The sequence below is a fragment of the Pseudomonas sp. NFPP12 genome (assembly GCF_900103205.1).
Taxonomy (GTDB): Bacteria; Pseudomonadota; Gammaproteobacteria; order Pseudomonadales; family Pseudomonadaceae; genus Aquipseudomonas; species Aquipseudomonas protegens.
The window spans coordinates 157,353-182,030 of sequence record NZ_FMWW01000004.1; the positions used below are offsets into that span (position 1 = coordinate 157,353).

Genomic DNA, 24,678 nt, shown 5'->3' on the forward strand with positions numbered 1-24,678 from the left:
CGCGGGTTGTCTGAGCAATGAGTGTACGAAGCCGGCCCCGGGGCACGAATGCTACTTGGGTAGCGGGTAGCCGGTTCCATGGGTGTAGGCGCTGGCTTGCCAGCGAAGGCGTCGGCCGGGCTGGTGCAAGGCTTGAGGGCCTCTTCGCCGGCAAGCCGGCTCCTACGGGAAATGCGGGAGATATGGGGAATGGAGGGGGCGCCGGCCCGGGCGCGATGCGCACGCCAGGGCCGGCGCTGGGGTTACCAGGTCAGCACCGCGCCCACGGCGAAGGTGTCGGTGTTTTCGTTCTGCGCGGTGGTGTGGTGGCCGTCGATCTCGAACTGGTTGTACTCGGCCACCAGCTTGAGGTTGTCGTTGATGTCGTGGAACAGCGCCACGCCCCGGGTCTGGTAATCGGCGCCGCTGCCCACCACGCCGTTGCCGTCGTCCTTCGTCTTGCCGTAGGACAGCGCCAGGCGGTTCTTGCCCACCTTGTACGAGCCCTGCAGCAGGTAGCCCTTGCTGTCGACATTGCGCAGGGTGGCCTCGCCGGCATTGTTGGTGAAGAACGGGTTGATGCCCTTGGCCTGGAACCCGGAACCGGTCAGGGACAGGCCGCCCATCTTGGCCTGCAGGCCATAGCCCAGGCCTTTGGAAGTCACTGACTGCACGCTGGGGTCGGTGTTGTCGGAGGTCTGGTAGCTGCCGTTGAGCCAGCTGTAGAACTTGGCCCCGCCCAGGTCGAACTGGTAGGTGACCTCGCTCTCGGTGCGCGGGTTCTTCTGGTAGGCCTTGCCCAGGGCGCTGCTGTCGTTGGTGTCCACCGGGTCGAGGATGCCCACCGCCACCCGCAGGCCGTCCATCACCGGGCTGCGGTAAGTGATCTGCGACGAAGGAAAGGGATAGGGGTAACCGCTGCCGATGTTGCCGAACGACACCCCGCCGCCGTCCACCAGCCCCAGGCTGTCGCTGACCTGGCCGTACCCGGCGAGCATTTCATCGAGCAGGATGTTGGAACGGGCGAACAGGCCGAAGTCCTTGCCGATCAGCACCTCGCCCCACTCCGGGTTGGCCACGGTGCCGTAGAACTGGCGCACGTCGATGGCGGTGTCGGTGCCGTTGGTCTCGCTGTCGTTGATGGTCACCCAGAACGAGGCCCGGGCGCCGAGCTTGAGGTCGTCCACCTGCTTGCCCATGTTGAAGCCCAGGTAGTTGGGCAGAAAGCCCATCTTCACCCGCGCCTGACGGCGGTCGTACTGCTCGCCGGCGCGGTCGACCTTGCTGTTGACGTAGAAGGCGTTGATGTAGCCGTCGGTGGAAAAGGTCGTCTGGTCCTTGTCGTACAGCATGATCTCGGCTTCGGCGACAGTGCCCAGGCCAAGGGTCGACAGGCCGACGAGCAGGGCCGGAATCAGAGGGTACTGGCAGTTCTTATTGTTATGCATGGCGCGCTCCGCAAACGGGGGACGAAATGTCGGAGGCGATTATCGAAACGCGCCAAGGCCGCCCATAGGCTGCCTTGGGGGCAAGTTCACGGTGCTTTGGAGGGGCTGGCAGGGAGCGGCAAATCCGATCCACGACCGGCCCGCTACCGGGCCCACTACCTGGAGTAACACCAAGGGCTCATGGACCCGGGTGCGAAGGGATGAAGTCCTTAGTCGTCGCCCGTTCAGTCGTCGCCCGCCAGGGCCCGCAGCCGCGCCAGTTCGGCGGCGGCCAGGGGAATGCCTTCTTGCAGGGACTTGGCTCGGGTGCGGTAGCGCCGGTCGCCGGGCATACGCTCCAGGCCCACGGCCTGCATCTGCCGCACCAGCTCGCCGCTGCGCTGGGCAAAACGCCCGCCGCCCAGGTGGCTGGGGTCGATGACGATCAGCAGTTGCCCAGTCCAGGGCGTTTGCGCCCCCGGGTGTTGCGACCAGTCGAACTCGAAGGAGAAATTGCCGCCGGTCAGCGCCGCCGCCAGCAGCTCCACCATCATCGACAGCGCCGAGCCCTTGTGCCCGCCAAAGGGCAGCAAGGCGCCGCCGTCGAGAATCGCTGCCGGGTCGCAAGTGGGCTGGCCGTCGCGATCCACCCCCATGCCCGGTGGCAACTGCTGGCCCTGGCGCTTGGCGATCTGCACATCGCCGTGGGCAATGGCGCTGGTGGCCAGGTCGAAGACGATGGGCTCGGCGCCCTCGCGGGGGGCGGCGAAGGCAATCGGGTTGGTGCCGAACAGCGGGCGCTGGGCGCCGTGGGGCACCACGCAAGTCATGCTGTTGACCAGGCTCAGGGCCACCAGGCCTTCTTCGGCGAAGGGCTCGACATCCGGCCACAGGGCGGCGAAATGGTGGGAATTGCGAATCGCCAACACCGCGATCCCGGCGCTGCGGGCCTTGCTCAGCAGCAGCTCGCGGGCCGCCGCCAGGGCCGGCTGGGCGAAGCCGCCGCCGGCGTCCACCGCCACCACGCCGGGGGCCACATCCTCCACTTGCGGCAGCGCCTGCCCATTCACCCAGCCACTGGCCAGGGACGACAGGTAACCGGGAATGCGGAACACCCCGTGGCTGTGGGAACCGTCGCGCTCGGCGCGGGCGCAGTTGTCGGCCAGCACCCGGGCCACCTCGGCAGAGGTGCCGTGGCGAAGAAAAATGCGTTGCAGCAAGTCGGTCAAGGCCGGCAGGTCGAGGTACTCGACGGGTGCCTGCGCCAGGGTCGCCTGGTTCGCTTCGGTCATTGCAGCTCCATTGGAATTGTTATTGGAAGGTGCCTGACTATCGCGTCACGCCAGTTAACTGTCAAATGTTGACTTCATGACAGAAAACATTCATTTTCCATTGTCAACGGCCCACAAGAATGAAAACAACCATGAGCCAACCCATCAAGCAACGCCTTGAAAGCAGCCTGTCCAGCGCCACCGCGTCGGGCCGGGCGATTGCCAGCTACATGCTGGCCAACCTCTACGAGCTGCCCTTCCAGACCGCCGCCGACATCGCCGAAAAACTCGGCGTCAGCGAATCCAGCGTCGGCCGCTTCTGCCGCGCCATCGGCTACAGCCATTTCAAGGATCTGAAAAACGACCTGAAGAACGACCTCGGCGAAGGCCCGTGGCTGGTGGGCGACCGCCTGCAGGAATTTCGCCAGCAGCCCAACCCGGCGGCCCAGGGCCTGCCGCGCAGCTTCGAGCTGGAAGTGGCGGCGCTGGTCAAGGTCTACGAATACAGCCTGACCCCGGCCTGGCAGACCGTGGTCCAGCGCCTGGCCAGCCGGCGCCGGGTGTATGTGGCGGGGTTCCAGACCGAGCGCGGCATCGCCGCCTCCATGGTCCACCTGCTGCAATACCTGCGTGACGGCGTGCACCTGGTGGACGGCGCCGCCGGGCATTTCGCCGACGTACTGCTGAGCCCCGCCGAGGACTGCGCCCTGGTGGTGTTCGAGGCCCGGCGCTATTCGCGCCACGCCCTGACCTTGTGCCACAAGGCCCGCGAGGCCGGAATTCCAGTGACCCTGGTCACCGACACCTTCTGCGACTGGGCCGAGCAGAACGCCGACGAGGTGTTCCGCGTGCCCACTGAATTCAACCTGTTCTGGGAATCCACCGCGGCCATGCTGTCGCTGGTGCACCTGTTGGTCAACGAGGTGTGCAAGCACCTGGGACCCGAGGTGGAAAAACGCCTGGAAGCCACCGCTGCCCTGCATAACGAGTTTGTTGGCTACACATCGTCCGCCCGACCAAAACAATAAATAACCGAGGTGCTCCATGAACAACGTCCTCCGCTTCGCCGGCGCTTGCGCCCTGGTCATCGCCGCCTCCACGGCCCAGGCCGAAACCCTGAAGATCGCCACCGAAGGCGCCTACCCGCCCTTCAATTACGTGGACTCCAACAACCAGCTGCACGGCTTTGACGTGGACATCGCCAACGCCCTGTGCGAGCGCATGAAGGTTGAATGCCAGATCGTTGCCCAGGACTGGGAAGGCATCATCCCGGCGCTGCTGGCGAAGAAATACGACGCCGTGGTGGCCTCGATGATCGCCACCGACGAGCGCAAGAAAAAGATCGCCTTCAGCAACCACTACTACCGCACCCCGCTGTCGGTGGCGGTGCCCAAGGACTCGGACATCACCGACGCGCAGACCAACTTCAAGGGCCGCACCGTGGGCGCCCAGGCCTCCTCGACCCAGGCCATCTACGCCGAGGACCACTACGGCCCGGCCGGTGCCGACGTGAAGTTCTACCCGACCCTGGACGAAGCCAACAGCGACCTGGCCGCCGGGCGCGTGGACGGGGTGATCGCCGACAAGTTCCCGCTGCTGGCCTGGGCTGAAAGCACCGGCAAGGATTGCTGCAAGATCATCGGCGACGTCAACGGCACCACCGCCGACGCTTCCATCGCCGTGCGCAAGGAAGACAACGCCCTGCGCGAGCGCCTGAACAAGGCCCTGGACGAGATCGTCGCCGACGGCACCTACAAGCAGATCTCCAGCCGCTACTTCGCCTTCGACATCTACTGACCGCCCGCCTTTGCCGCTGCCCTTGCCCCGCGTTCCCTTGAGCGCGGCGGCGCCCTGCACGGTTCATTTTTCCAGAGGGTTCGCGCATGTTCGAACAGCTGTCACTTCTGTCCTTCGCCAGCGGCGGCTGGGGCTCGGCCCTGCTTGCCGGGGCCCTGGTGACCATCGCCCTGGCACTGGCCTGCGTGCCCATCGGCCTGCCCCTGGGCCTGGCCGTAGCCCTGGCCGCGCGCTCGAAAAACCGCTGGGCGCGGGCCTGGGCCACGACCTTTTCCACGGTGTTTCGCGGCCTGCCGGAGCTCTTGACCCTGCTGATCATCTACTACGGCTGCCAGATTGCCGCACAGAAGATCCTCGGCGCCCTGGGCTACCCCGGTGAAGTGGCGATCAACACCTTCGTCGCCGCGATGATCGCCTTCAGCCTGGTGTTCGCCGCCTTCTCCAGCGAGATCTGGCTGGCGGCGTTCAAGACCCTGCCCAAGGGCCAGTACGAAGCCGCCCGCGCCCTGAGCCTGTCGCGGCGCACCACCTTCAACCGGGTACTGCTGCCGCAACTGACGCGCATCGCCCTGCCGGGGCTCTCCAACAACTGGCTGTCGCTGCTCAAGGACACCTCGCTGGTGTCGACCATTTCCCTGGTGGACCTGATGCGCCAGACCAACCTCGCGGTCAGCGTGACCAAGGAACCCATGCTGTTCTACAGCGTGGCCTGCTTTGGCTACCTGTTCTTCTCGGCGCTATCCGGGCACCTGTTCAGCTTTCTTGAACGGCGCTTCAACCGTGCGCAACGGAGCCTGCAACCATGAGCCTGGATGACCTGCTGAACCTGTTCCTCAACCAGGAACTGCTGGAACGCTACGGCCCGCGCTTTATCGACGGCCTGCTGGTGACCGCCAAGCTGGTGGCGATTTCCTTCAGCCTGGGCGCGGTGCTAGGCCTGCTGATTGCCCTCGGGCGGCTGTCCAGCAATCGTTTCCTGCGGCGCTTCACCGGGGCTTATGTGTACTTCTTCCGTGGCTCGCCGCTGCTGGCCCAGCTGTTCATGCTGTATTACGGCCTGGGTTCGTTCAAAGGCTTCTGGCAGGACGTGGGCCTGTGGTGGTTCTTCCGCGATGCGTGGTTCTGCACCCTGCTGGCCTTCACCCTGAACACCGCCGCCTACCAGGCGGAGATCCTGCGCGGCAGCCTGCTGGCCGTGGCCCAGGGCCAGCGCGAAGCCTGCAAGGCCCTGAGCCTGTCACGCTGGACCGCGTTTCGCAAAGTGATACTGCCGCAGTCGCTGCTGATCGCCATCGGGCCTCTGGGCAACGAGCTGATTTTGATGATCAAGGCCAGCGCCATCGCCTCCCTGGTGACCATCTACGACCTGATGGGGGTAACCAAGCTGGCCTTCTCCCGCAGCTTCGATTTCCAGATCTACCTGTGGGCCGCGGTGCTCTACCTGCTGATCGTCGAAATAGTGCGGCGCAGCCTCAAATACCTGGAAGGCCGCCTGGGCCGGCACCTGAACTGAACCCTTGAGCGGGCCGCCGCGCGGCCCCTGTCATAAGGACTGAAACATGCATTGCCAAACCCTCGTCCTGGGCGCCGGAATCGTCGGCGTCAGCAGCGCCCTGCACCTGCAGGCCCGCGGCCGCCACGTGGTCCTGCTGGACCGCCAGCCCCCGGGCAACGGCACCAGCCACGGCAACGCCGGGCTGATCGAACGCGCCAGCGTGATTCCCTACGCCTTCCCCCGGGAAGTGACCAAGCTGGTGCGCTACGGCCTCAACCAGCAATCGGACGTGCGCTACAGCCTGCGCCACCTGCCCAAGGCCGGCCCCTGGCTGCTGCAATACTGGCGCCACTCCTCGCCCAAGGGCCTGGCCGCCGCCACCCGCGCCATGCTGCCGCTGATCGAGCGTTGCGTCACCGAACACCTGGCCCTGGCCCGCCCGGCCAACATGCTGCAACTGATCGCCGACGGCGGCTGGCTCGAAGCCTTCAACGACCCACAGGCCTTCGACTTCGCCCAACGCGCCGCCGCCGAACTGCGCGACTACGAGCTCAACTACCGGGTACTGGACCGCGCCGAACTGCTGGCCCAGGAACCCGGCCTGCACCCCGAAGTAGTCGGCGGCCTGCACTGGCTCGACCCCAAGACCGTCAGCGACCCCGGCGGCCTGACCCGCGGCTACGCCGAACTGTTCAAGCAGCGCGGCGGCCAATTCGTCATCGGTGATGCCCTGAGCCTGACCCAGATCGAAGGCGGCTGGCAGGTGCACAGCGAACTCGGCCCGATCACCGCCCAGGAAGTGGTAGTCGCCCTCGGCCCGCAAGCCAGCGGCATATTTGAACCCCTGGGCTACCGCATCCCCCTGGCGATCAAGCGCGGCTACCACATGCACTACGCCGCCCTGCCCGGCACCCGCTTGCAGCACCCGATCCTCGACCCAGTGGGCGGCTACGTCCTGGCGCCGATGGTGGGCGGCATCCGCCTGACCACCGGCATCGAATTCGCCGACCGCGACGACCCGATCAACGAAATCCAACTGCGCCGCTGCGAAGCCCTGGCCCGCCGCTTCTATCCCCTGGGCGAACGCCTCGACGCCGAACCCTGGCTGGGCCGCCGCCCATGCCTGCCGGACATGTGCCCAGTGATCGGCCCGGCCCCGCGCCACCCCGGCCTGTGGTTCAACTTCGGCCACGCCCACCACGGCCTGACCCTGGGCCCGGTGAGCGGCCAGCTGCTGGCGCAGATGGTCACCGGCGAAACGCCCTTTACCGACCCCACCCCATACCGCGCCGAGCGCTTCAACTGACCGACGGAGAACCGCCATGCAGACCCAGACCGCCCCGCTTCCCGCCGCCTCCCAAGCGCCCATCCAGCCCATTGCCGACCCGCGTGAAGTGGTGATCGATATTGCCGGGCTGAACAAGTTCTACGGCGCCTTCCACGTCCTGCACGACATCGACCTCAAGGTGCGCCAGGGCGAACGCATCGTCCTCTGCGGGCCTTCCGGCTCCGGCAAATCCACCCTGATCCGCTGCATCAACCGCCTGGAAATCGCCGAAAAAGGCCAGATCCTGGTGGACCGCACCGACCTCTCGCAAAACACCCGCGAAGCCGCCCAGGTACGCAGCCAAGTGGGCATGGTGTTCCAGCACTTCAACCTGTTCCCGCACATGAGCGTGCTGGACAACTGCACCCTGGCACCGATGACCGTGCGCGGGTTATCGCGGAAAAAGGCTGAAGAGTTGGCGCGAGGGTTTCTGGCCAAGGTGGGCATCGAGAACCAGGCGAATAAATACCCGAGCCAACTGTCCGGCGGGCAGCAACAGCGCGTGGCGATTGCCCGGGCGTTGTGCATGGAGCCGAAGATCATGCTGTTTGATGAACCGACTTCGGCGCTGGACCCGGAGATGGTGTGCGAAGTGCTGGACGTGATGGTCAAGCTGGCCGATAGCGGCATGACCATGCTCTGCGTAACCCACGAGATGTGCTTTGCCCGGCAGGTGGCTGGGCGGGTGCTGTTTTTGGATGGGGGGCGGATTGTGGAGGATGCGCCGCCGGAGGAGTTTTTTGGGGCGCCGAAGAGTGAGAGGGCTAAGGCGTTTCTTGCGCAGATTATGCATTGAGATGGCTGGGCAGAATCACGCAAGGCGTGATGCCACGACGCATAACCACTTTCTAGAAACTATAAGTACTCGATATCGCTAATTCACTAAGGAACATGAGTGGTTTAGCTAACGCAGATGCAAAGAGGAGGCATCATGCTATTTCGATACGGCAACCCATTACGCAGTCTGGCCCATCGTCGGCACAGCCCCCGTCACAGGGCTGAAGGTAAGGCGATTTTTACCTGCGCCGGCGAGGCTCTATCGTCGCGGTATGCCGTCATCATTGCCTTGTCCATCGGCAGCGCGCATGCCGCGCATGGCGAGGGGGCTTCCCTCGACGTGGCGCAAGAGCATGCCCCATTGGAACACCAAAATTCGGCATTGCAGGTCACGCCCTATATTTGGGCTGCCCGCCTGGATGGTCGCGTTTCACCGTTCCAGCGCGGCCCTACAATTAGCGTCGAGAAGCCGTTCTCCGAGGTAGTGGATGATCTGAACTTTGGTGGCTTCATAAATGTTTGGGGACGCTACGACCGCTTCGTCCTCTCGGCTGACATCATGTATGTCGATACCACAGATATCCATAATGTCGGCCCGCTGCCTGCATTCTCGATTCCCGGCCTTGGCGTAATACCACCGGGAGGCAACATCGATGCGAAGGTCGACACGAAACAATTCACCGCAACACTCATGGGCGGCTACCGGGTGATCGATGCACCTGGGTTCAGCCTCGATGCCCTGGCCGGTGCCCGCGTTTGGCACATCTCTAACAGGGTGAAGGTTACCGGGAGCCTTGGCGGCCTAAGCAAGTCTGCCAGCTACCACGAAAGCTTCGGCTGGGTTGACCCACTGGTCGGCCTGCGTGCATTCCTTCCCATTACGCAAAAGCTCTCCGTTCAGGGTCAGGCCGACATCGGTGGGTTTGGCGCAGGCTCCAACTTCACATGGTCGACTCTGGTTAGCGTTAATTATGCTTTCAGAGATAGCCTTTCCGCCTCCGTAGGCTATAAGTTGCTCGACGTCGATTACGATCACAACGGCCACGTCTACGACACGCGCCTCAGCGGCCCGGCGCTCGGAATGACCTATAGGTTTTGATCAGCAAAGGCTTTGCACATACGTCCCAAGGATTGGTATTCACTATGTCTAAATTCGCACTCACGCTCGCCACCTTGACTGCAGCCGTCGCCCTGCTGGGCGCCGAAGTCCAAGCCTGTACAAGGGCTGTTTATCATGGCCCTGACGGCCGGAATATTACCGGCCGCAATATGGACTTCAAGGACGCCATGGTTAGCAACTTCTGGGTCTTCCCTCGCGGAATGAAACGCAATGGAGCCTCCGGTTCGCGCTCACTTGAATGGACATCGAAATTCGGCAGCCTGGCCGTGTCTGGCTATGACATTTCGACGGTTGACGGCATGAACGAAGCCGGCCTAAACGCCAGCCTGCTTTGGCTCAATGCCACAGAGTTTCCCGAGGACGACGGGAAGACGCCCCGCATGTCGCTCTCGATCTGGGCACAGTTCTATCTTGATCAATTCGCGACGGTGTCAGAGGCGGTCGAATATACGCGCAGCCATCCCGTGCAGGTGGTAAGCGGTGAAGTACCTGGCCGACCCGGCAGCCTCGCGCCGTTGCATTTGACGCTCTCCGATGCCTCCGGCGACAGTGCTGTGCTGGAGTGGATCGGCGGCAAGCTGAGTATTCATCATGACCGCCAGTATCAAGTGGTGACGAACGACCCACCCTACAGCAGCCAACTCGCTAACCAGAAATATTGGAGCGTGATAGACCCTCTCAATTTCCTTCCCGGGAGTGGCCGCTCCGAAGACCGTTACCTACGCGCCGGTTTTTACATCAACGCCGTGACCAAAAGCGACGACCCCCGGATCTCTGCCGCCGCGGTGTTCAGCGTTATTCGCAACGCGTCGGTACCCTACGGCGTAAGCCTTCCTGAAGCACCGAACCTTTCCACGACCCGCTGGCGCGTGGTGGCTGACCAGAAAAGCATGCTTTTCTATGGCGAGTCGGCAATTTCACCCAACATTTTCTGGGTGGATCTGAAGAAGCTCGATTTCTCTGAAGGTGCGCGTGTCCGCAAACTCGACCTTGGGGTGGACATGGACCGTATCCTTACCGGGGAGACATCGGGCCAATTCGTTACTGAAAAGCCGTTCGACTTTATGGCCGCCGAATGAAACTTACCAAAGATTCGTAGTATTCCGAGGGTGGCTAAAAAACTTGCCGCATTCTTCTGCGATTGCAATCGAATCCACTTGTGGACGAGGCGAACGTATCGTGTTGTGCGGACCTTCCGCCTCCGGAAAATCGACTCTGGTTCGCTGCATCAACCGCCTGGAAATTGCCGAGAAGGGCCAGATCCTGATGGACCGCACCGACCTCTCGCAAAACACCCGCGCAGGTGCGCAGCCAAGTGGGCATGGTGTTTCAGCACTTCAACCTGTTTCCCCATATGAGCGTGCTGGACAACTGCACCCTGGCACCGATCACCGTGCGCGGGGGGTTCTGGCCAAGGTGGGGATCGAGAATCAGGCGGATAAGTATCCGAGCCAACTGTCCGGTGGGCAGCAACAGCGCGTGGCGATTGCACGGGCGTTGTGCATCGAGCCGAAGATTATGTTGTTTGATGAACCCACCTCGGCGCTGGACCCGGAGATGGTGAGTGAGGTGTTAGATGTGATGGTGAAGCTCGCTGGGAGTGGCATGACGATGTTGTGCGTGACCCATGAGATGGGATTTGCACGGCAGGTGGCTGGGCGGGTGTTGTTTTTGGATGGGGGGCGGATTGTGGAGGATGCGCCGCCGGAGGAGTTTTTTGGGGCGCCGAAGAGTGAGAGAGCTAAGGCGTTTCTTGCGCAGATTGTGCATTGAGGTAAGTGGACATATCCGTTGCTGCGGTAACGGCTACTTATGGTTTCGCTCTTACAGCGAGTCACTTTGAAAAGCCCAAAGTAACCAAAGGCTCCTGCCCCTCCACTCGGTGCCTCGCCTAGGCTCGGCATGCCCTCACTCCGGCATTGATCCGTGGGCCGCCGCCACAGGCCATCCATGGCCTGGGGCGGCTAACCCGGCGTCCTGCCGGGTTACCCACGGCTCAATGCCTGCGTTCGGCCATCGTGTCTAAAGGGGCAGGAAGATCAAAAACCAAAGCAAGAGCAAGAGCAAAAGCAGACGGCGGCCTACCGGCCGGCCTGTTTTATCGCCGTTCGCGTTACATGTAGCCGCTGCCGAAGGCTGCGAACGACCGCAAAGCGGGCGCAGCCACCTAAAACGTGAATATCTATCCGCCTCTCCAAGCCCTTCCCCAGCCTCGACGTCTACCAACTTAGGAAGAAAGTGCTCCAACGCAACACCTGGAACAGCCCCCTAAGCCCGCTTCACGAAGGACTGAGCAAAGGGGTAAATCGACCAACCGAAAAATTGCGTACTGCAATGATCACGGCCGACAGTAAACGACCATGAACTACCGTTCGCGACAGACAGCTATCGGTTAGGAGAAGACATTGCAGATCTGGCTCGTGCATCTGCGAGGTCGGTATAAGCTAGAGCACCGGAATCGATGGTCGGTCTCAACTTGTCGGCGCTATTGATCTCGGGTAACCCAGAAATCTTCAGGATCAATTACACCGCTTACTAGTAGGTTGACCTCATGGCCATCTCGGCATTTTGTATACGCCGTCTTTGCGACCTGACGCAAGCACCAAAACAAGCTACTGGGCAATATCCAGGGGTCGGTGCTGACACAGCAGTTCAGTGAAAGCGGGAACTACTGCAAACAACACGACCTACTTTAGCTCATCAGCATGCCCCGGTTCAGCACATATATCGGAACCTGGAGACAAGCATCGGCACATCGTTATTCGTCAAGCGCTGCTGGCATGGCACATTGCAATCAAAATATCCAAACGGCAAAATACTGATGTTGGATATCCTCACGGATGGTATTCACGGAACATCACACCAAGGAGATTGATATGTGGAGCGTTAGGTTTTCCAACACAGAACCGTTGGATTTGGAACGGGAAATGCTGCACATAATTCCAATCGACTCAAACTGGAATGACTTCGGATATCGATACAGCGCGACACTGAAGTTAATGTATGCCGGCATCTATCTGGAGTTACCAATTTACGTCATCCCCTTATCGAGCGATCCGGAGTACTCCGAACTATCTAGCTGGATTAAATCTCTAGATAAAGATCAGGTATTTAATATTGAGGAAAGCTCGCCACCTCTGTTCCTCAGTTTGTTCAAAGATATTGATTGCTACGAAAAAATAGCAAGAAACATATCTAAAACCGACATACAAAATATATTGAAGCAACTGGGCGACATAACTTTTCTAAAGTCATCCGGACTTATAAGCTCTGTTCAGCACGACCAATTTATCTACTCAAGTCAGTTTCGCCTTGGAGTTCTCAGAAATCCCGCCGCCTGGAAAGCTTTTCGACGTGGCTTTTTTAATGCCCGATACACTCAGAAACTAGATGATGCGAAGGTTGATTTTTCATACGACTGCCAACTTGCAGGATATCCAGGCAAGCACTCAGTTCACTTTCAATTTAAAAATCATAGGTATTTCGATGATCGCGTACATTGTATAATTGGAATCAATGGTGTCGGCAAGACTAGATACCTTGAATCGTTGATTTCATCACTATGCCAAAGCGCCAATAGCAGAGCAAATTTCCCAACACCAACAGTGCTGACATATTCAAATTCATATGCAGCACACACAGACACTAGCACTACACTATTTAGAGAACTACCAAGCTACCACTATGTGCTGAGCTACTCATCAGATTTTGATACCGCCCTTCCAACAGGTTGCAACCTAGGTGGCCCATTCCAGTATCGTTATTTTGATATCAGCGCCCGAACTAAAGAGCGACCCGGCACAGAGCCACTTGGCTTGCTATTTGCAGACATATATCGAGAACAAGATAGTTTTGATCCTGCCATTTCAAAATACTCTATTCTTAAAAGCTCGTTATCTGAAGTACTTGATTTTGATAGTATCCTTCTCCCAGTAGTGAATCAGTATGATGGTGACTTCTCATTTGAAGATCACAGAAGAGAAAAATGGGTTAAAGTCAGAAGCTTGAGAGGCGAGTTAAAAGGTCTTGAAATTTTAGGAGCCATCGATCCAGCACGAGACATTACTATATCCGATGACCAAGGTAGACCAAGTGCTTTAAGCAGCGGGCAAAGAGCATTTTTAAGATTTGCATTGCATTTTTTATCCTATGCCGAAAATGGCACACTTGTTCTTATAGATGAACCGGAAACTCACTTGCACCCCAACATGATTTCACAATTCATGGTTCTGCTGTATCAGGTGCTTCAGGCCACAAACTCTGTGGCCATAATTGCCACACATTCCGTTTACGTTGCGAGGGAAATTCCGTCGCATTGCGCACATATTTTCAGTCACAACGAAGACGGCACCATAGAGACTCTCCAAGTTTATACAAAAACTCTTGGAGCTAATGTCAACACTCTGTCTCGAACTATTTTCGATGACAGCACGGTCAAATCCTACACATCTAAAATTATAAATGAAGTTGCCGCCTCTGGGCTGTCATTCGCAGAAGTACTTGCTCAGTACGAGGATATCTTTAGTGTGGAAATGCTCGTTGAAATAAGAGCCGTAATGGGGGATGTGAATTTCATATGAAATGGCTTCCTGTGGACTGTTGCGTTGGCAATCTTGATATTTTGGCTGAAATAATTCACAAAAACAGATACTTATTTTCTGAGGCAGAGCATAAACTAAAAATCGCTTACTGCACTTACATCAGCATGGAAGGAAGTACAGAAATTCTACCAATTAAACTATCCAATGAGCAGATTGATTTCCTAAGGCGCGCCTATAGTAGCCGAGCAAAAAAATACAGACTCGACTGGATTGATCGGCTATATATGAACAAGCTGCTGTCCTGTCCGATGTGCGGCGGAGAAGGTCCTAGAACCATTGATCACTATCTACCAAAAGAATGGTATCCAGAATTCGCAGTACTCAGCTACAACCTGATACCCTCTTGTGGTACCTGTAATAGCAAACGAGGCTCCTATAATCATCCCCAGCAGCCACATCCAGTACTTCATCCTTATTTTGATGCTGATATTTTATCCGCACTGATTATTTACATCGATCTTAGCATTACAACGAATGTTCCAAATTTTACCTTGATGTTCAATTCCTATGCGTTTTCTCCAATAAATCAGAATCGCGTAGCGGCACATATCCGGACCTGCGTCGATATGACAGCTTTCAGATCAAAGTGCTATGGCTTTATGACGGAGTATAGGATTGCAGAAAAATATAATGACCAAAACCATCTTAATTCCTATCTTTCGATGCGATTAGAAATACTTGAGCACGGAGGTAACCAAAATTGTTGGGAGAGTGCGCTAATTAGGGGCATAAGGCGTAAGCCAGCTGTCGCAGCACAAATTATCGCTATGATGAAATAGCCCTGCTCGGGTCCTTGATCATACGATATGATCCTGGAATTTCGTTGCCTGCACAGTATTGATCCTGATGTTGTCATCCCGCGCCCCCAAGTTTCTTGTTTGCTTATGCGAGCTGCTGCCGGGCAGTGACAGACTGACATCATAATCATCTCTGCAACAGCGGTAGTTCCGACGCTTTCAACTGACTCCTCATGGTAGTTTTCTGTCGTTGCCGACCGGTCGCATTTGGCCGAGACTGTGTAAAACGTTTTTCAGCGCGACAGGTACTCAAAACCGGACTGAAAATCGCGCCTCTACGCAAAATCCACATCCTGACGTGCCGATAAAGTTCAGATTTAACATAGACACGCACACTTCAATTTTGGAGAAGCGTTTTTACACAAACTAGGCCGAAAACAGCCGGTAGCGGCTGGCTGATCTCGGCCAAAAGCGAAGTGTCAAATTTCAAATACGTTTTTTCATCATCCTAATTTCAATCCCACTTAGTTTTTTTAATATTTCAGGGTCGCGATTTAGACGATCTTTTATTGATTCTATTGTAGTGGCTCCCTCTAAGCTTTTCGATAGTTGCGTTATGATGGATCGAGGGATGCCGGCATCTGCTAAAAGTATATCTTGAGGCTCAGTACTTCCATATTGAAGCTTTGTGACAAATAGAGAAAAAGAAATCTTCTCCAAGTAAACAAAATTAAATATTGTTTCCAGGGCGGTTATGTATTTCGGAAGCGAGTATTCAAAGTACGTATAAATCAGGTCAAGTACGTTTCTGATTCTTGTATCTTCCTTTACAGCCCCATGCTCTTGTATCATTTGTTTTATTGAAGGACTGTAGTAAATGTGATACTTGACAAAACGCGAAATACCACCCGTAGTCCAACTTTGTCGCTTATCAGAATCGGAATATAAAAAGTCATGGGCGAGATGAATTATTAAATCGACTTGCTCCTTTTTGGGTGGATTATGAGCACCTAACAAGCTATGCCTGATCGATGGATTATCTCTGAGGTGCTTTATGAGCCGAATCTGATTATCAAATGACACATATTTGTTTTTCTTTAATACCTCCAATGGTATTTTCATTGATAGAGCGAGGCTGACAATATCTTCTCGCTGTGCTTGGCCCGCTTCATTGAGGTCATCTAAAGAGATCTGAATATTATCCTCAGCCCTTAGATTTTCCGAATCGAATATCGGGAAAGGTATTTCATCAATGTCGTCTTGTTCAGCGTGCGGCTCTAAAAATATTGCACGACCAACAAAATGTTGGCCAAACCGACCTGAACGACCAACTACATTCTTGATCTCAAAACCTGTCAAATCGTGATCAGCTTTTGTAGTATCAAAGAAAATTACGTTTTTAGCAGTCGTATTTACACCTTCAGTTAGTGTGGGTGTGCAAACAATCACATCCAATTCGCCAGCATTGAACAAATCCACTATTTCGGTCTGTATGTATTTCGGAATACCTGCATGGTGAAATGCTACTCCTGATCGGAGAAACTCGATAAGCCGCCATTCCGTTGAAATGGTTTTTTTAACATAATCAATCAGCTCGCATACCGAATCGCTTACTCGTCGTGATGAGCTATTTTTTAATTCATGAATCAGCTTAGCGCGTGTCTCTGCAGTGTCTTTTCGCCCGGCGTATACAATGGTTGGCCCTGCAATTTTCTGAAGGACTTGCTTTAGTCTCGCATCCTTGCTGACTCTTGAAGGAAATGATATTTCTCGATAGGACGGGGAGTCCCCATCACAATAGTTTATAGTTTCCTTTTGAACAATATCTGTCTGAAACCTTTCGAAGTGCCCCGAAGTACGTTCCAGATAGAGCCTACTAAAACTTTTGAAGTAAGGCCCAATCAAATAATAGTCACACTTTCTCTTGTACGCCTTATACAGGCAACTTGAAAATACGGAGGAGCGCCCATCATAATTTCCAACCTTGTAGACCTCATCGAAAACAAAAAAATCAAACTCAATACCATGCTCATCTGTATATAGATCAAACTTCTCTGGGGTAAATATATAAATAGCTTTCCCCTCAGGCGGTTCAGTATGCGTCGAGAATACCAATGAGTATTCAGAAAGCCCAATATCTTCCTTGAAAGCTTGATATGTTTCGTTAAGCAGCGCGTTCGTAGGAACAACGACTGTTACACACTCGTATGAACTATGGGAGATGATTTCCCTGACAATTCTAGACTTGCCAAAAGAAGTTGGCGCACTTACAACCAGCCTCCGCTTTCTCATGAATAGATCATACAAATCCTTCTGTTCCTTGGTTAAAATAACATCGCTTTCTAGCGAGTAAAATGCCTTTTGGGCTATTTCTAAAAACCCGTCAACCGAAGGCGGATACTGCAGTTGTTTTCGCAGCATTTCCTCATAAAGAAATATACGCGATGAATTTATGCATTGTTCTAGGAGAGAAACGATCATTGGATCGTTCTTCGCAGCTTCGCAGGCAAAACAGAGTTTTTTTACACCAAAGGTGTAAAAAAACTCTGTCTGAAGAACTTTATAAATATCTTGAATATGTCTCGCGAACTGAGAGTTATCTTCAGCAAGAACTATTGCATCCTTATCGACTTTTAGTCTTTCGTAGGCCTTCTGTGCGATTTTCAGCAGAGCATTCATTGATAAATCGCCTCTATTTTTTCTAGCTTGGATTTAATCGAGTCCACATCCGAAAGGGGGAGCAACAAAAAAAACACTTCAATATTTGACGGAATGGAAATATTTCGAGAGTTTATAAGTTCGTACTTTTTCGCAAATTGCCTTTTAATCTTTTCTTTGAAATTCTGATCTATACAGGTGTGTGCTTTGAGAACCGAGGTCTCATAAGTCACCAACGCAGGTATTACGACTTTCACATCGTCAAGTGTGACTGTTCCATCGAGAATCTCGATCACCGAATCTGGAATATCCACATTATTATTAAACTCAACATTTGGGCAGAGTATCGAGAATTCATTCTTCAAATACTCTCCCTGCGTATGCGCTACGATCTCTTTAGCGACATCATCTAATGCACCAGAAAAAGATTTATAGAACTTTACTTCGCCCAACCAAAGGAATACATCACCAGCATCATCTACTGTAAAATGAGCGCAATCAAATCCCTTAATCTGATCTTTAACAGAACTTCTCAGCTTGACCTTCGTAACGAGCCTTTCCGCTTTGTAAAAAGTCTGCAATAGGAGAAACAAAAGCAACTCGCCATAATCTCCCTTTTTGTCTTTTTTGGCCTTCGATATTCTGGAGAAGGCCAGTCTGTACATTTCATCAATATCATCCTGGTCTTTTAATCGGTTGTACTCCTCAGGGGTAAGGGCGAAATGTGGCATTGCGCCTCGAATAATCTTCACCAAATCGTCTTCCCTATACACTCCGCTTTCATAGTTCAGGTGATAGGGATGTTTTTCTATTCCACAATCTTCGATCTCCTCATCGAATCTAAACACGAGCTTGGTGAACCGCGTGTAAAGCTTTTTCATGCTACCGCCCCCGTGAAGATAGCCGGGTAACTTGAAGCGGCAGACGCACAAACACCATTATTCATCTGGAAATCCCTTTCGATAAGCACAACGGGCAAACAGGGCGAAGAGCTACCCCCGCTGAAGTTGAGACTAGCAGCAACAGTGTGCAATCGAAACGCCACTAATGCTGCCGACACAAAATAATGGATTGACCTACCTCCGTAAATCGAACGACCGATTTCTGCCGGTAGCTAATGGCTCCTAGCATGCAGAGGTTTAAAATATGGGGGCGATTCAAACCTCACCTCATGCCAGCCATGGCCACTGCTAACGCCACAACACACCGCCTCAAACATACCAGCCAACACACAGTTGCACCTCTCACGCCTCCCCCCTATAGTTCGCCCTCGCGGCAAAATCCGCGAACGACCTTGGCCGGTCGAATTACAACGACGCATCAGCGTCCAAAACACCATTGCAGACGCTTTTTTTGTGCCTGCGATTCTGTGTTATGGCGGCTGTGTGCGGGACACCTTCGGGTGTGCCGGTGTCGTTGTAACCGGTCGGCCAACCCTCGCACAGCTGCCACCCTCAATTTGCTTGGCCGCAAATGGTGGAAGCTCTACAACGAGTAACGACCATGGACGATCAATCGATTTCCCGCTTCTCCCCCGTCGACACCCACGACGCCAACCAAGCCGTTTTCTACCTCGACACCCAAGCCTCTCTGAGCGATCTGGCCAGCAGTGCTGCCCATCGTTTCACCGTGGTGCGGGATCTGATGGACACGCTGTCCACGCTTAACCTGAAAGATATTGCCGACTGCGATCTGACACGGGTCACCCGAGGGGTGCATCTGCTCACCCGGGAGGGTTGCGCGGTGCTGGAGGTGATTCAGTGGCGAACAGCGCAAGAGTCCTGAACGCCATTGAACTCAATCAGCGCGTAACACGCGCTTGGCTTTGCCCCGGCCTTTGATCTTGCTTTGGCTGTTGATCCTGCTTTTGATCTTGATCTTCCTGCCCCCTCCAGAAGGCCGAACGCAGGCATTGCGCAGGGGGTAGCTCGGCATGGATGCCGAGCTAGCCGCCCCAGGCCATGGATGGCCTGTGGCGGCGTGCCCCCGGAGCGATGCCGGAGTGAGGGAACGCCGAGCCTTAGCGAGGTGCCGGATGCGGGGGCAAGACCTTTTGGTTCCTTTTGGGGCGACTGCCAAAAGGGACTCGCTGTAAGAGCGAAACCGCCAGTGGCGGCACCCGCAGCAACGGATATATCCCCCAAAGTACAGCGTCGAAGGTAACCCCGCGTCATCGTTCAGGCCCATCACAACAGACTCCCTCCTCGCTAAACGACATGTCCAGACACATAACTCCAGACACACAATTCAACCTGCGTTACTATGCGCCTGGAGTTATAAAGCACCTCTCACCCCGATAAGGAGATGGAGGTGCAAAGCAGACAGTTGATCAAGGAGCTTGAAGCCGCAGGCTGGGTGCTGGAGCGAGTCACTGGCAGCCATCATCTGTTCAAGCACCCTTACAGGCCCAACACCGTTCCGGTGCCTCACCCGAAGAAGGATCTGCCACGGGGCACGGTCAGGGCCATCAGAAAACTGGCTGAACTGATCTAGCTCCCGCCACCTTCACACCTATTGAGGAGATCCCCGTGCAATATCCCATCTGCATCGAATGGGGCGACGAACACACCGCCACCGGCATCCAGATTCCCGACATTCCCGGTGCTGTCACCGCGGGCGACAGCTTCGAGAGCGCCTATAGCGCGGCCATCGAGATTGCCCACGTCATGCTCGAAGAGCTGGCCCGAGCGGGGCACGCCATTCCTCTGCCCTCGCCCACCCGCAAGCACCGCGCCAACCCCGATTTCGAGGGCATGGGCTGGGGCATGCTGGATATCGATATCGCGCCTTATCTGGGCAAGACCGAGAAGGTCAACGTGACCCTGCCGGGTTATGTCATCCAGCAGATCGACCGCTTCGTCCGCGAGCACAACATCAAGAGCCGGTCGTCCTTCCTGGCCGATGCCGCGCTGGAAAAACTCGGGCGCTGAAAGCCGCTGCAGAGGGCAGGCCAAGCGGAGTGAGGGCGGTTGTGGTTGCCGCGCAACCCAGCGGGAGCAAGCTCCCTCGCCACAGGGAGTGTGGCCTGCCAAATGGTGGGGGCTGCCATAGGAAAGACTCCAGCCTCTGCGGCCGTAGCCCCCTCCTCACCCAATAACCCGCCCCAACCGCACCGCCACGCTCGCCGCCTGCTCCGCACTGACCACATTAGTGAACCCCATCACCAACCCCTGCCTAACCTCGCCCCCCAGATACCACTGTGACAACGGCTCAACCGCAATCCCCGCCCCCCGCGCCCGCCGGGCAATCTGCACATCGTCCCCCTCCCCCAGCCCAGCCACCACATGCATGCCCCCCGCCTGCGGATCTATCTGCAAACGCCCACCCAACGCCTGGTGCAACGCCTCCACCAGCCATTGCCGCCGACGCGCATACAGGCCGCGCATTTTGTTCAGGTGCCGGGCAAAGTGCCCCTCGTTGAGAAAGGCCGCGACCGTCGCCTGCAGCAGGTGCGGGCAGTGATTGTGCAAACGATCCGCCTGGCGGGCGAACGCTGGGGTCTGTTCGGCAGGCACCACCAGGTAGGCCAGGCGCAGCCCCGGAAACAGGACTTTGCTGAAGGTGCCGGTGTAGAGCACGCGACCTTGCTGGTCGAGGCTCTTGAGGGCCGGCAAGGGCTTGCCCTGGTAGCGGTATTCGCTGTCGTAGTCGTCCTCGATGATCCAGCTGCCCTGCCGGTTGGCCCAGTCCAGCAGGGCCAGGCGCCGCGGCAGGGACAGCGACACCCCCAGCGGGCTCTGGTGCGTCGGGGTGACCACGGCAAAGCCGGCCTCCGGGGCGCGGGCGATGCCTTGGGCGACGTCCAGGCCCTGATCGTCCACGGGCACCGGCACCAACTGTGCGCCGGCTTCCAGCAGCGCGCTCCTGGCCATGAAGTAGCCGGGCTCCTCCAGCCAGCAGGTTTCGCCAGGGCGCATCAACGTATGACTGATCAGGTCGAGGCAGGCGCGGTAGCCGGCGCAGACGAAAATCTGCTCCGGGTGGCAGCTGATGCCCCGGGAAATCCCCAGGTAGGAGGCAATGGCCGCCCGCAACGGGGCGTAGCCGCGCGCGTCCGGGTAGACCAGGCCTTCGACGCCCGCCTGGCGCAGTTGCCGGCCCGCCAGGCGGGTCCAGAGCTTGCGCGGAAAGGCGTCCAGCGCTGGCAGGCCCATTTGCAGTGCCAGCGGCAGCGTGCCGGCATGGGTGGCCTGGTAGGTCGTTGCAGCCACTGGGGCGCGCTGCACGGGCGCGCAAACCGGCGCCAGTTGCGGTGTGACAATGGTCCCGGCGGCCCCGCGAGCAGTCAGGTAGCCCTCGCCTATCAGCAGCTGGTAGGCCGCTTCCACGGTGCCCCGCGCCAGGTTGAGTTCCGCCGCCAGGGCGCGCACCGCCGGCACTCGGTCCCCCGGACGCAGGCGGCCATCGGCGATAGACTCGCGAAACCGCTGGTAAAGCTGGCGATAGATCGGCGCCGTCTGGCTGCGGTCCAATTCGAAAGGAAGCATCATGGCCTAGTCATTTATGCATTTTTTGGCCCTGTAGCTTAAGCCATTGACCTTCTAAAGTGGGTCATCTCTTTTCAGCGGATGACGGACATGCCCTACACCCTTCAACACCTCGAAAGCGAAGCGGCCCTGGCGGCCAGTTTCGACTTGATGCGTGTGTTGCGCCCCCACCTCACCAGCCCGGCGGCCTATGTCGCCCAATGGGCCCGGCAAACCGAGCAAGGCTATCGCTTGCTCGCCGCGTGGGACGCTGAGCGCATCGTCGGCCTGGCGGGCTACCGCGAGCTGGAAAACCTGCTCTACGGGCGCTTCATCTACGTCGATGACCTGGTCGTGAGCCCGGACCTTCAGCGCAGCGGCTTGGGGGCGCGGCTGTTGAGCGCCGTGCGGGAGGAGGCCGTGCAGCGTCAATGCGATCACTTTGTCCTGGATACCGGCCTGCATATGCCCCTGGCCCAGCGCTTCTATTTCCGCCAGGGGCTGCTGGCCCGGGGCATGCATTTCACTCAGCGACTTCAAGGTGAGGAGCCGGCATGAACAACCTGCTGCTGATCAACGCCAGCCCCCGTGGGCAGGTTTCCCATGGCAACCGGCTGGCACTGGAACTGGTGAGTTCCCTGCGCCAACGCTATCCGCACCTGGAACTGGTCGAGCGCGATCTGGGGGCCAATCCGTTGCCACCCCTGGGCATGGACTACGCCCACGCCCTGACCACCCCCACGCCCTTCGACGCGCCACTGTTCGAGGTGTCCGAGGGGCTGATCGGCGAGTTGGAGCGCAGCGATGCCCTGCTCATTGCCACGCCCATGCACAACTTCACCCTGCCGGCCGCGCTCAAGCTGTGGATCGACTACGTGCTGCGCATTCACCGCACCTTCAGCTCCGGCCCGGAGGGCAAGGTCGGCCTGCTCAAGGACCGCCCGGTGCATGTACTGGTCAGTTCCGGCGGCTTTCACCAGGGCGAACGGGCACGCCAACCGGATTTTCTGACGCCTTACCTGCGCCAGGTGCTGAACACCCTCGGCCTGTTCGACCTGCAGTTCACTTATCTGCAAGGGTTGGTGTTCGGTGACGAGGCCGTGCGTGCAACCCTCGACGAGGCCCGCAGCGCACTGTCCTTGCAGCCCCTGTTCAACCCTCTCGTTTGTGCCTGATCACTTTTTTCCCTATCGGAGTTTCACCATGAGCCAACTCAGACTGCCCTTTGCCACCCTGTCGCCAGCCGCCTATCAAGGCCTGCTCGCCACCAACACCGCCCTGGTCGCCAGCCCCCTGGGCTTGCCCCTGGTGGAACTGGTGTTTTTGCGCGTGTCGCAGATCAACGGCTGCTCGTTCTGCCTGGGCAAGCACTCACAGACCCTGCGCGAGTGTGGGGTGGCGCAAGACAAGCTGGATTGCCTGGCCGGCTGGCGCGTCAGCGAACTGTTCAGCGAACGCGAGCGCGCCGCGCTGGCCTGGACCGAAACCCTCACCTACGTCCACGACAAGGGCGCGCCGGACGAGCTCTACGAACCGCTGAAAGCGCACTTTAGCGACGTTGAAATTTCCGACCTGACCTTGGCCGTGTCCTTGATGAATGCCTTCAACCGGCTGGCGGTGGGCATGAAGCTCTGAGAGCGAGGCTATCGTTGGCGGTGTTGGCTGTTGATCTTCCTGCCCCTACGGACAGGAGGGTCGAAGGCAGGCATTGAGCCGTAGCCAACCCGGCAGGATGCCGGGTTGGCCGCCACCCGCCCCCAGGTGCACGCGGTAAGAAAGTGGCTCCGCGTCTTCGTTGGCGAGCTTCGCTGGCAAGCCAGCTCCTACAGGGGAAGCGATATCAGGTCGGTTCGGGGTCGCCGTTTTGCCTCCCCCTGCTCTACGCGAGAAAAGCTCCGCTGGCGCCGGCATCGGCCAATGCAAACAGCAGCGCTTCCAGCGCTTCTTCGGGCGCCGAGCCGAGGTCAATCTTGACCCTGTACCCCTCCTCCGTGGCCTCCGGGTCCGACACAAAGTGCAGCACCCCTTGCAGCCCTTCTTCGGTTGGCGAATTCTCGTCTTCGCCATCGAACCACTCAAAGAACCACGCCCGAATAACCTCAGAGGCCTGTTCCAGGCTCAAGCCCCGCACCTCCAGGGGCAACCAGTCCCAGCCAAAGGGCGAGATCACCACCGCCATCTGCTCGATCGCAAAGCGCACAGGCTCAAAGCCCAGCTCGGTTTCGGAATCGACCTGCACCGGCTCGCCGGCCGAAGCGCCCTCGGCCGCAATCACATCCACCCGGCAAGGCGTGCCCATGGCCCCTTCAACCGCCAGCGAACCATCGCTGTTGCGGTAAGCGGGCTCGACATGCGCGGCCCCTTCTGCGGCGATACGCGCCAGGGTTTCGACATAGGGTTTACGAATGGCGGCAAGCAGTTCGCTGACGGTCATGGGTCTGATGACTTCCTTGGCAAGGGGTCGTCGAGGGTTCTGTCTTCGACGGGAGGGTGATGGGTGGCTGAAAGGCCGGCGCAATAGTGCAATGGGCGGCCGTGCAACGTCCATGAAAAGCCACGCTCCTCTGGCCGCTCCCCGCAATAAGCCTACGTCTCGAAAAATTTTGGCTTGCCCAATACATATGGATATTCGTATATTCGATTTTCCATATATAAGGAGCGAGCATGATCACGCCTCCCGAAGTCTTCAAAAGCCTGGCCGACGAAACCCGTGTGCGCGCCACCCTGCTGATCGCCGATCAGGGGGAGCTGTGTGTCTGCGAGCTGATGTGTGCACTCGACGACAGCCAGCCAAAAATCAGCCGCCACCTGGCGCAACTGCGCAGCAGTGGCTTGCTGCTCGATCGCCGCCAGGGCCAATGGGTGTATTACCGCCTCAACCCCGAGTTGCCGGGTTGGGTCCGGGAGATTCTGCATGTGACGGCCAAGGCCAACGCCGCTTGGCTCAAGGACAACGCCGCGCGCCTGCAGAACATGGATGGCCGCCCCGTTCGCGAAGCCGCTTGCTGCTGACCCCTATCGAG

24 protein-coding genes are annotated in these 24,678 nt (G+C 57.4%); 18 read left to right on the top strand and 6 right to left on the bottom strand.

Annotated features, from left to right (window positions below):
* Nucleotides 1–242 precede the first annotated feature (242 nt).
* Entirely contained in the window at nt 243–1,427 is a 1,185-nt protein-coding gene (locus tag BLS75_RS17860; protein WP_072451457.1) for a porin, read from the bottom strand.
* A 224-nt stretch (nt 1,428–1,651) separates the two neighbouring features.
* The gene (locus BLS75_RS17865) at nt 1,652–2,698 is read right to left on the bottom strand and encodes an Ldh family oxidoreductase (RefSeq protein ID WP_072451458.1); all 1,047 of its coding nucleotides are present in this window, start codon (nt 2,696–2,698) and stop codon (nt 1,652–1,654) included.
* A gap of 131 nt (nt 2,699–2,829) precedes the next feature.
* On the opposite strand from BLS75_RS17865, the gene BLS75_RS17870 reads away from it, so the two are divergent.
* The 11 genes from BLS75_RS17870 to BLS75_RS32155 all read left to right on the top strand — a co-directional run bounded on the left by BLS75_RS17870 (nt 2,830) and on the right by BLS75_RS32155 (nt 14,573).
* The gene (locus BLS75_RS17870; RefSeq protein WP_047285528.1) at nt 2,830–3,705 is read left to right on the top strand and encodes a MurR/RpiR family transcriptional regulator; all 876 of its coding nucleotides are present in this window, start codon (nt 2,830–2,832) and stop codon (nt 3,703–3,705) included.
* Between the two features lie 16 nt (nt 3,706–3,721).
* Nucleotides 3,722–4,474, top strand: a complete 753-nt coding sequence (locus BLS75_RS17875; RefSeq protein WP_019092730.1) for a transporter substrate-binding domain-containing protein — start codon at nt 3,722–3,724, stop codon at nt 4,472–4,474.
* An 86-nt stretch (nt 4,475–4,560) separates the two neighbouring features.
* On the top strand, nt 4,561–5,280 hold the full coding sequence (locus tag BLS75_RS17880) for an ABC transporter permease (RefSeq protein ID WP_011060497.1): 720 nt from the start codon (nt 4,561–4,563) through the stop codon (nt 5,278–5,280).
* The gene (locus BLS75_RS17885) at nt 5,277–5,987 is read left to right on the top strand and encodes an ABC transporter permease (protein ID WP_072451459.1); all 711 of its coding nucleotides are present in this window, start codon (nt 5,277–5,279) and stop codon (nt 5,985–5,987) included. The genes BLS75_RS17880 and BLS75_RS17885 overlap by 4 nt, the downstream gene beginning before the upstream one ends.
* Before the next feature lie 46 nt (nt 5,988–6,033).
* Nucleotides 6,034–7,275, top strand: a complete 1,242-nt coding sequence (locus BLS75_RS17890; protein ID WP_072451460.1) for an NAD(P)/FAD-dependent oxidoreductase — start codon at nt 6,034–6,036, stop codon at nt 7,273–7,275.
* Nucleotides 7,276–7,291: 16 nt separating this feature from the next.
* Complete coding sequence (locus BLS75_RS17895) at nt 7,292–8,092, top strand: amino acid ABC transporter ATP-binding protein (protein ID WP_072451461.1); 801 nt, start codon at nt 7,292–7,294, stop codon at nt 8,090–8,092.
* A gap of 135 nt (nt 8,093–8,227) precedes the next feature.
* Nucleotides 8,228–9,172, top strand: coding sequence for a porin family protein (locus BLS75_RS17900; RefSeq protein ID WP_204378525.1), 945 nt, complete (start codon nt 8,228–8,230; stop codon nt 9,170–9,172).
* A 44-nt stretch (nt 9,173–9,216) separates the two neighbouring features.
* Nucleotides 9,217–10,272: a linear amide C-N hydrolase gene (locus BLS75_RS17905; RefSeq protein ID WP_072451462.1), complete on the top strand. Its 1,056-nt coding sequence runs from the start codon at nt 9,217–9,219 to the stop codon at nt 10,270–10,272.
* 43 nt (nt 10,273–10,315) lie between these two features.
* Nucleotides 10,316–10,966 (top strand): amino acid ABC transporter ATP-binding protein, encoded by a 651-nt coding sequence (locus BLS75_RS17910; RefSeq protein WP_176876758.1) that lies wholly within the window; start codon nt 10,316–10,318, stop codon nt 10,964–10,966.
* 1,154 nt (nt 10,967–12,120) lie between these two features.
* Nucleotides 12,121–13,773, top strand: a complete 1,653-nt coding sequence (locus BLS75_RS17920; protein WP_176876759.1) for an AAA family ATPase — start codon at nt 12,121–12,123, stop codon at nt 13,771–13,773.
* Nucleotides 13,770–14,573 (top strand): hypothetical protein, encoded by an 804-nt coding sequence (locus BLS75_RS32155; RefSeq protein WP_143031436.1) that lies wholly within the window; start codon nt 13,770–13,772, stop codon nt 14,571–14,573. Before BLS75_RS17920 ends, BLS75_RS32155 begins: the two co-directional genes overlap by 4 nt.
* A gap of 444 nt (nt 14,574–15,017) precedes the next feature.
* Here the strand turns inward: BLS75_RS32155 and BLS75_RS17925 are convergent, their stop codons facing one another.
* Nucleotides 15,018–17,210: a helicase-related protein gene (locus BLS75_RS17925; RefSeq protein ID WP_072451464.1), complete on the bottom strand. Its 2,193-nt coding sequence runs from the start codon at nt 17,208–17,210 to the stop codon at nt 15,018–15,020.
* Nucleotides 17,207–18,070: a HamA C-terminal domain-containing protein gene (locus tag BLS75_RS17930; protein ID WP_143031437.1), complete on the bottom strand. Its 864-nt coding sequence runs from the start codon at nt 18,068–18,070 to the stop codon at nt 17,207–17,209. The genes BLS75_RS17925 and BLS75_RS17930 overlap by 4 nt, the downstream gene beginning before the upstream one ends.
* 622 nt (nt 18,071–18,692) lie before the next feature.
* Between BLS75_RS17930 and BLS75_RS17935 the strand changes: the two genes are divergently transcribed.
* The 3 genes from BLS75_RS17935 to BLS75_RS17950 all read left to right on the top strand — a co-directional run bounded on the left by BLS75_RS17935 (nt 18,693) and on the right by BLS75_RS17950 (nt 20,119).
* A complete protein-coding gene (locus tag BLS75_RS17935; RefSeq protein WP_072451466.1) occupies nt 18,693–18,974 on the top strand; it encodes a hypothetical protein in 282 nt (93 codons plus the stop codon).
* Nucleotides 18,975–19,499: 525 nt separating this feature from the next.
* On the top strand, nt 19,500–19,682 hold the full coding sequence (locus BLS75_RS17945; RefSeq protein WP_041120604.1) for a type II toxin-antitoxin system HicA family toxin: 183 nt from the start codon (nt 19,500–19,502) through the stop codon (nt 19,680–19,682).
* Nucleotides 19,683–19,717: 35 nt separating this feature from the next.
* On the top strand, nt 19,718–20,119 hold the full coding sequence (locus tag BLS75_RS17950; protein ID WP_015634980.1) for a type II toxin-antitoxin system HicB family antitoxin: 402 nt from the start codon (nt 19,718–19,720) through the stop codon (nt 20,117–20,119).
* A gap of 156 nt (nt 20,120–20,275) precedes the next feature.
* Here BLS75_RS17950 and BLS75_RS17955 read toward each other — a convergent pair whose 3' ends face one another.
* Nucleotides 20,276–21,679 carry a MocR-like pyridoxine biosynthesis transcription factor PdxR gene (locus BLS75_RS17955; RefSeq protein WP_072451467.1) on the bottom strand — a complete coding sequence of 468 codons (1,404 nt, stop codon included), beginning with the start codon at nt 21,677–21,679 and terminating at the stop codon, nt 20,276–20,278.
* Between the two features lie 87 nt (nt 21,680–21,766).
* Here BLS75_RS17955 and BLS75_RS17960 point away from each other — a divergent pair, with 87 nt between their 5' ends.
* Genes BLS75_RS17960 through BLS75_RS17970 form a run of 3 tightly spaced genes read left to right on the top strand, consistent with a single transcriptional unit; the run spans nt 21,767 to nt 23,290 of the window.
* Nucleotides 21,767–22,213 (top strand): GNAT family N-acetyltransferase, encoded by a 447-nt coding sequence (locus BLS75_RS17960; RefSeq protein ID WP_072451468.1) that lies wholly within the window; start codon nt 21,767–21,769, stop codon nt 22,211–22,213.
* Entirely contained in the window at nt 22,210–22,830 is a 621-nt protein-coding gene (locus tag BLS75_RS17965) for an FMN-dependent NADH-azoreductase (RefSeq protein ID WP_072451469.1), read from the top strand. Before BLS75_RS17960 ends, BLS75_RS17965 begins: the two co-directional genes overlap by 4 nt.
* Nucleotides 22,831–22,858: 28 nt before the next feature.
* Nucleotides 22,859–23,290 (top strand): carboxymuconolactone decarboxylase family protein, encoded by a 432-nt coding sequence (locus BLS75_RS17970; protein WP_011060488.1) that lies wholly within the window; start codon nt 22,859–22,861, stop codon nt 23,288–23,290.
* A gap of 244 nt (nt 23,291–23,534) precedes the next feature.
* On the opposite strand, the gene BLS75_RS17975 is transcribed toward BLS75_RS17970, so the two are convergent.
* On the bottom strand, nt 23,535–24,089 hold the full coding sequence (locus BLS75_RS17975) for a hypothetical protein (protein ID WP_072451470.1): 555 nt from the start codon (nt 24,087–24,089) through the stop codon (nt 23,535–23,537).
* 230 nt (nt 24,090–24,319) lie between these two features.
* On the opposite strand from BLS75_RS17975, the gene BLS75_RS17980 reads away from it, so the two are divergent.
* Nucleotides 24,320–24,667, top strand: a complete 348-nt coding sequence (locus BLS75_RS17980) for a metalloregulator ArsR/SmtB family transcription factor (RefSeq protein WP_011060486.1) — start codon at nt 24,320–24,322, stop codon at nt 24,665–24,667.
* Nucleotides 24,668–24,678 lie beyond the last annotated feature (11 nt).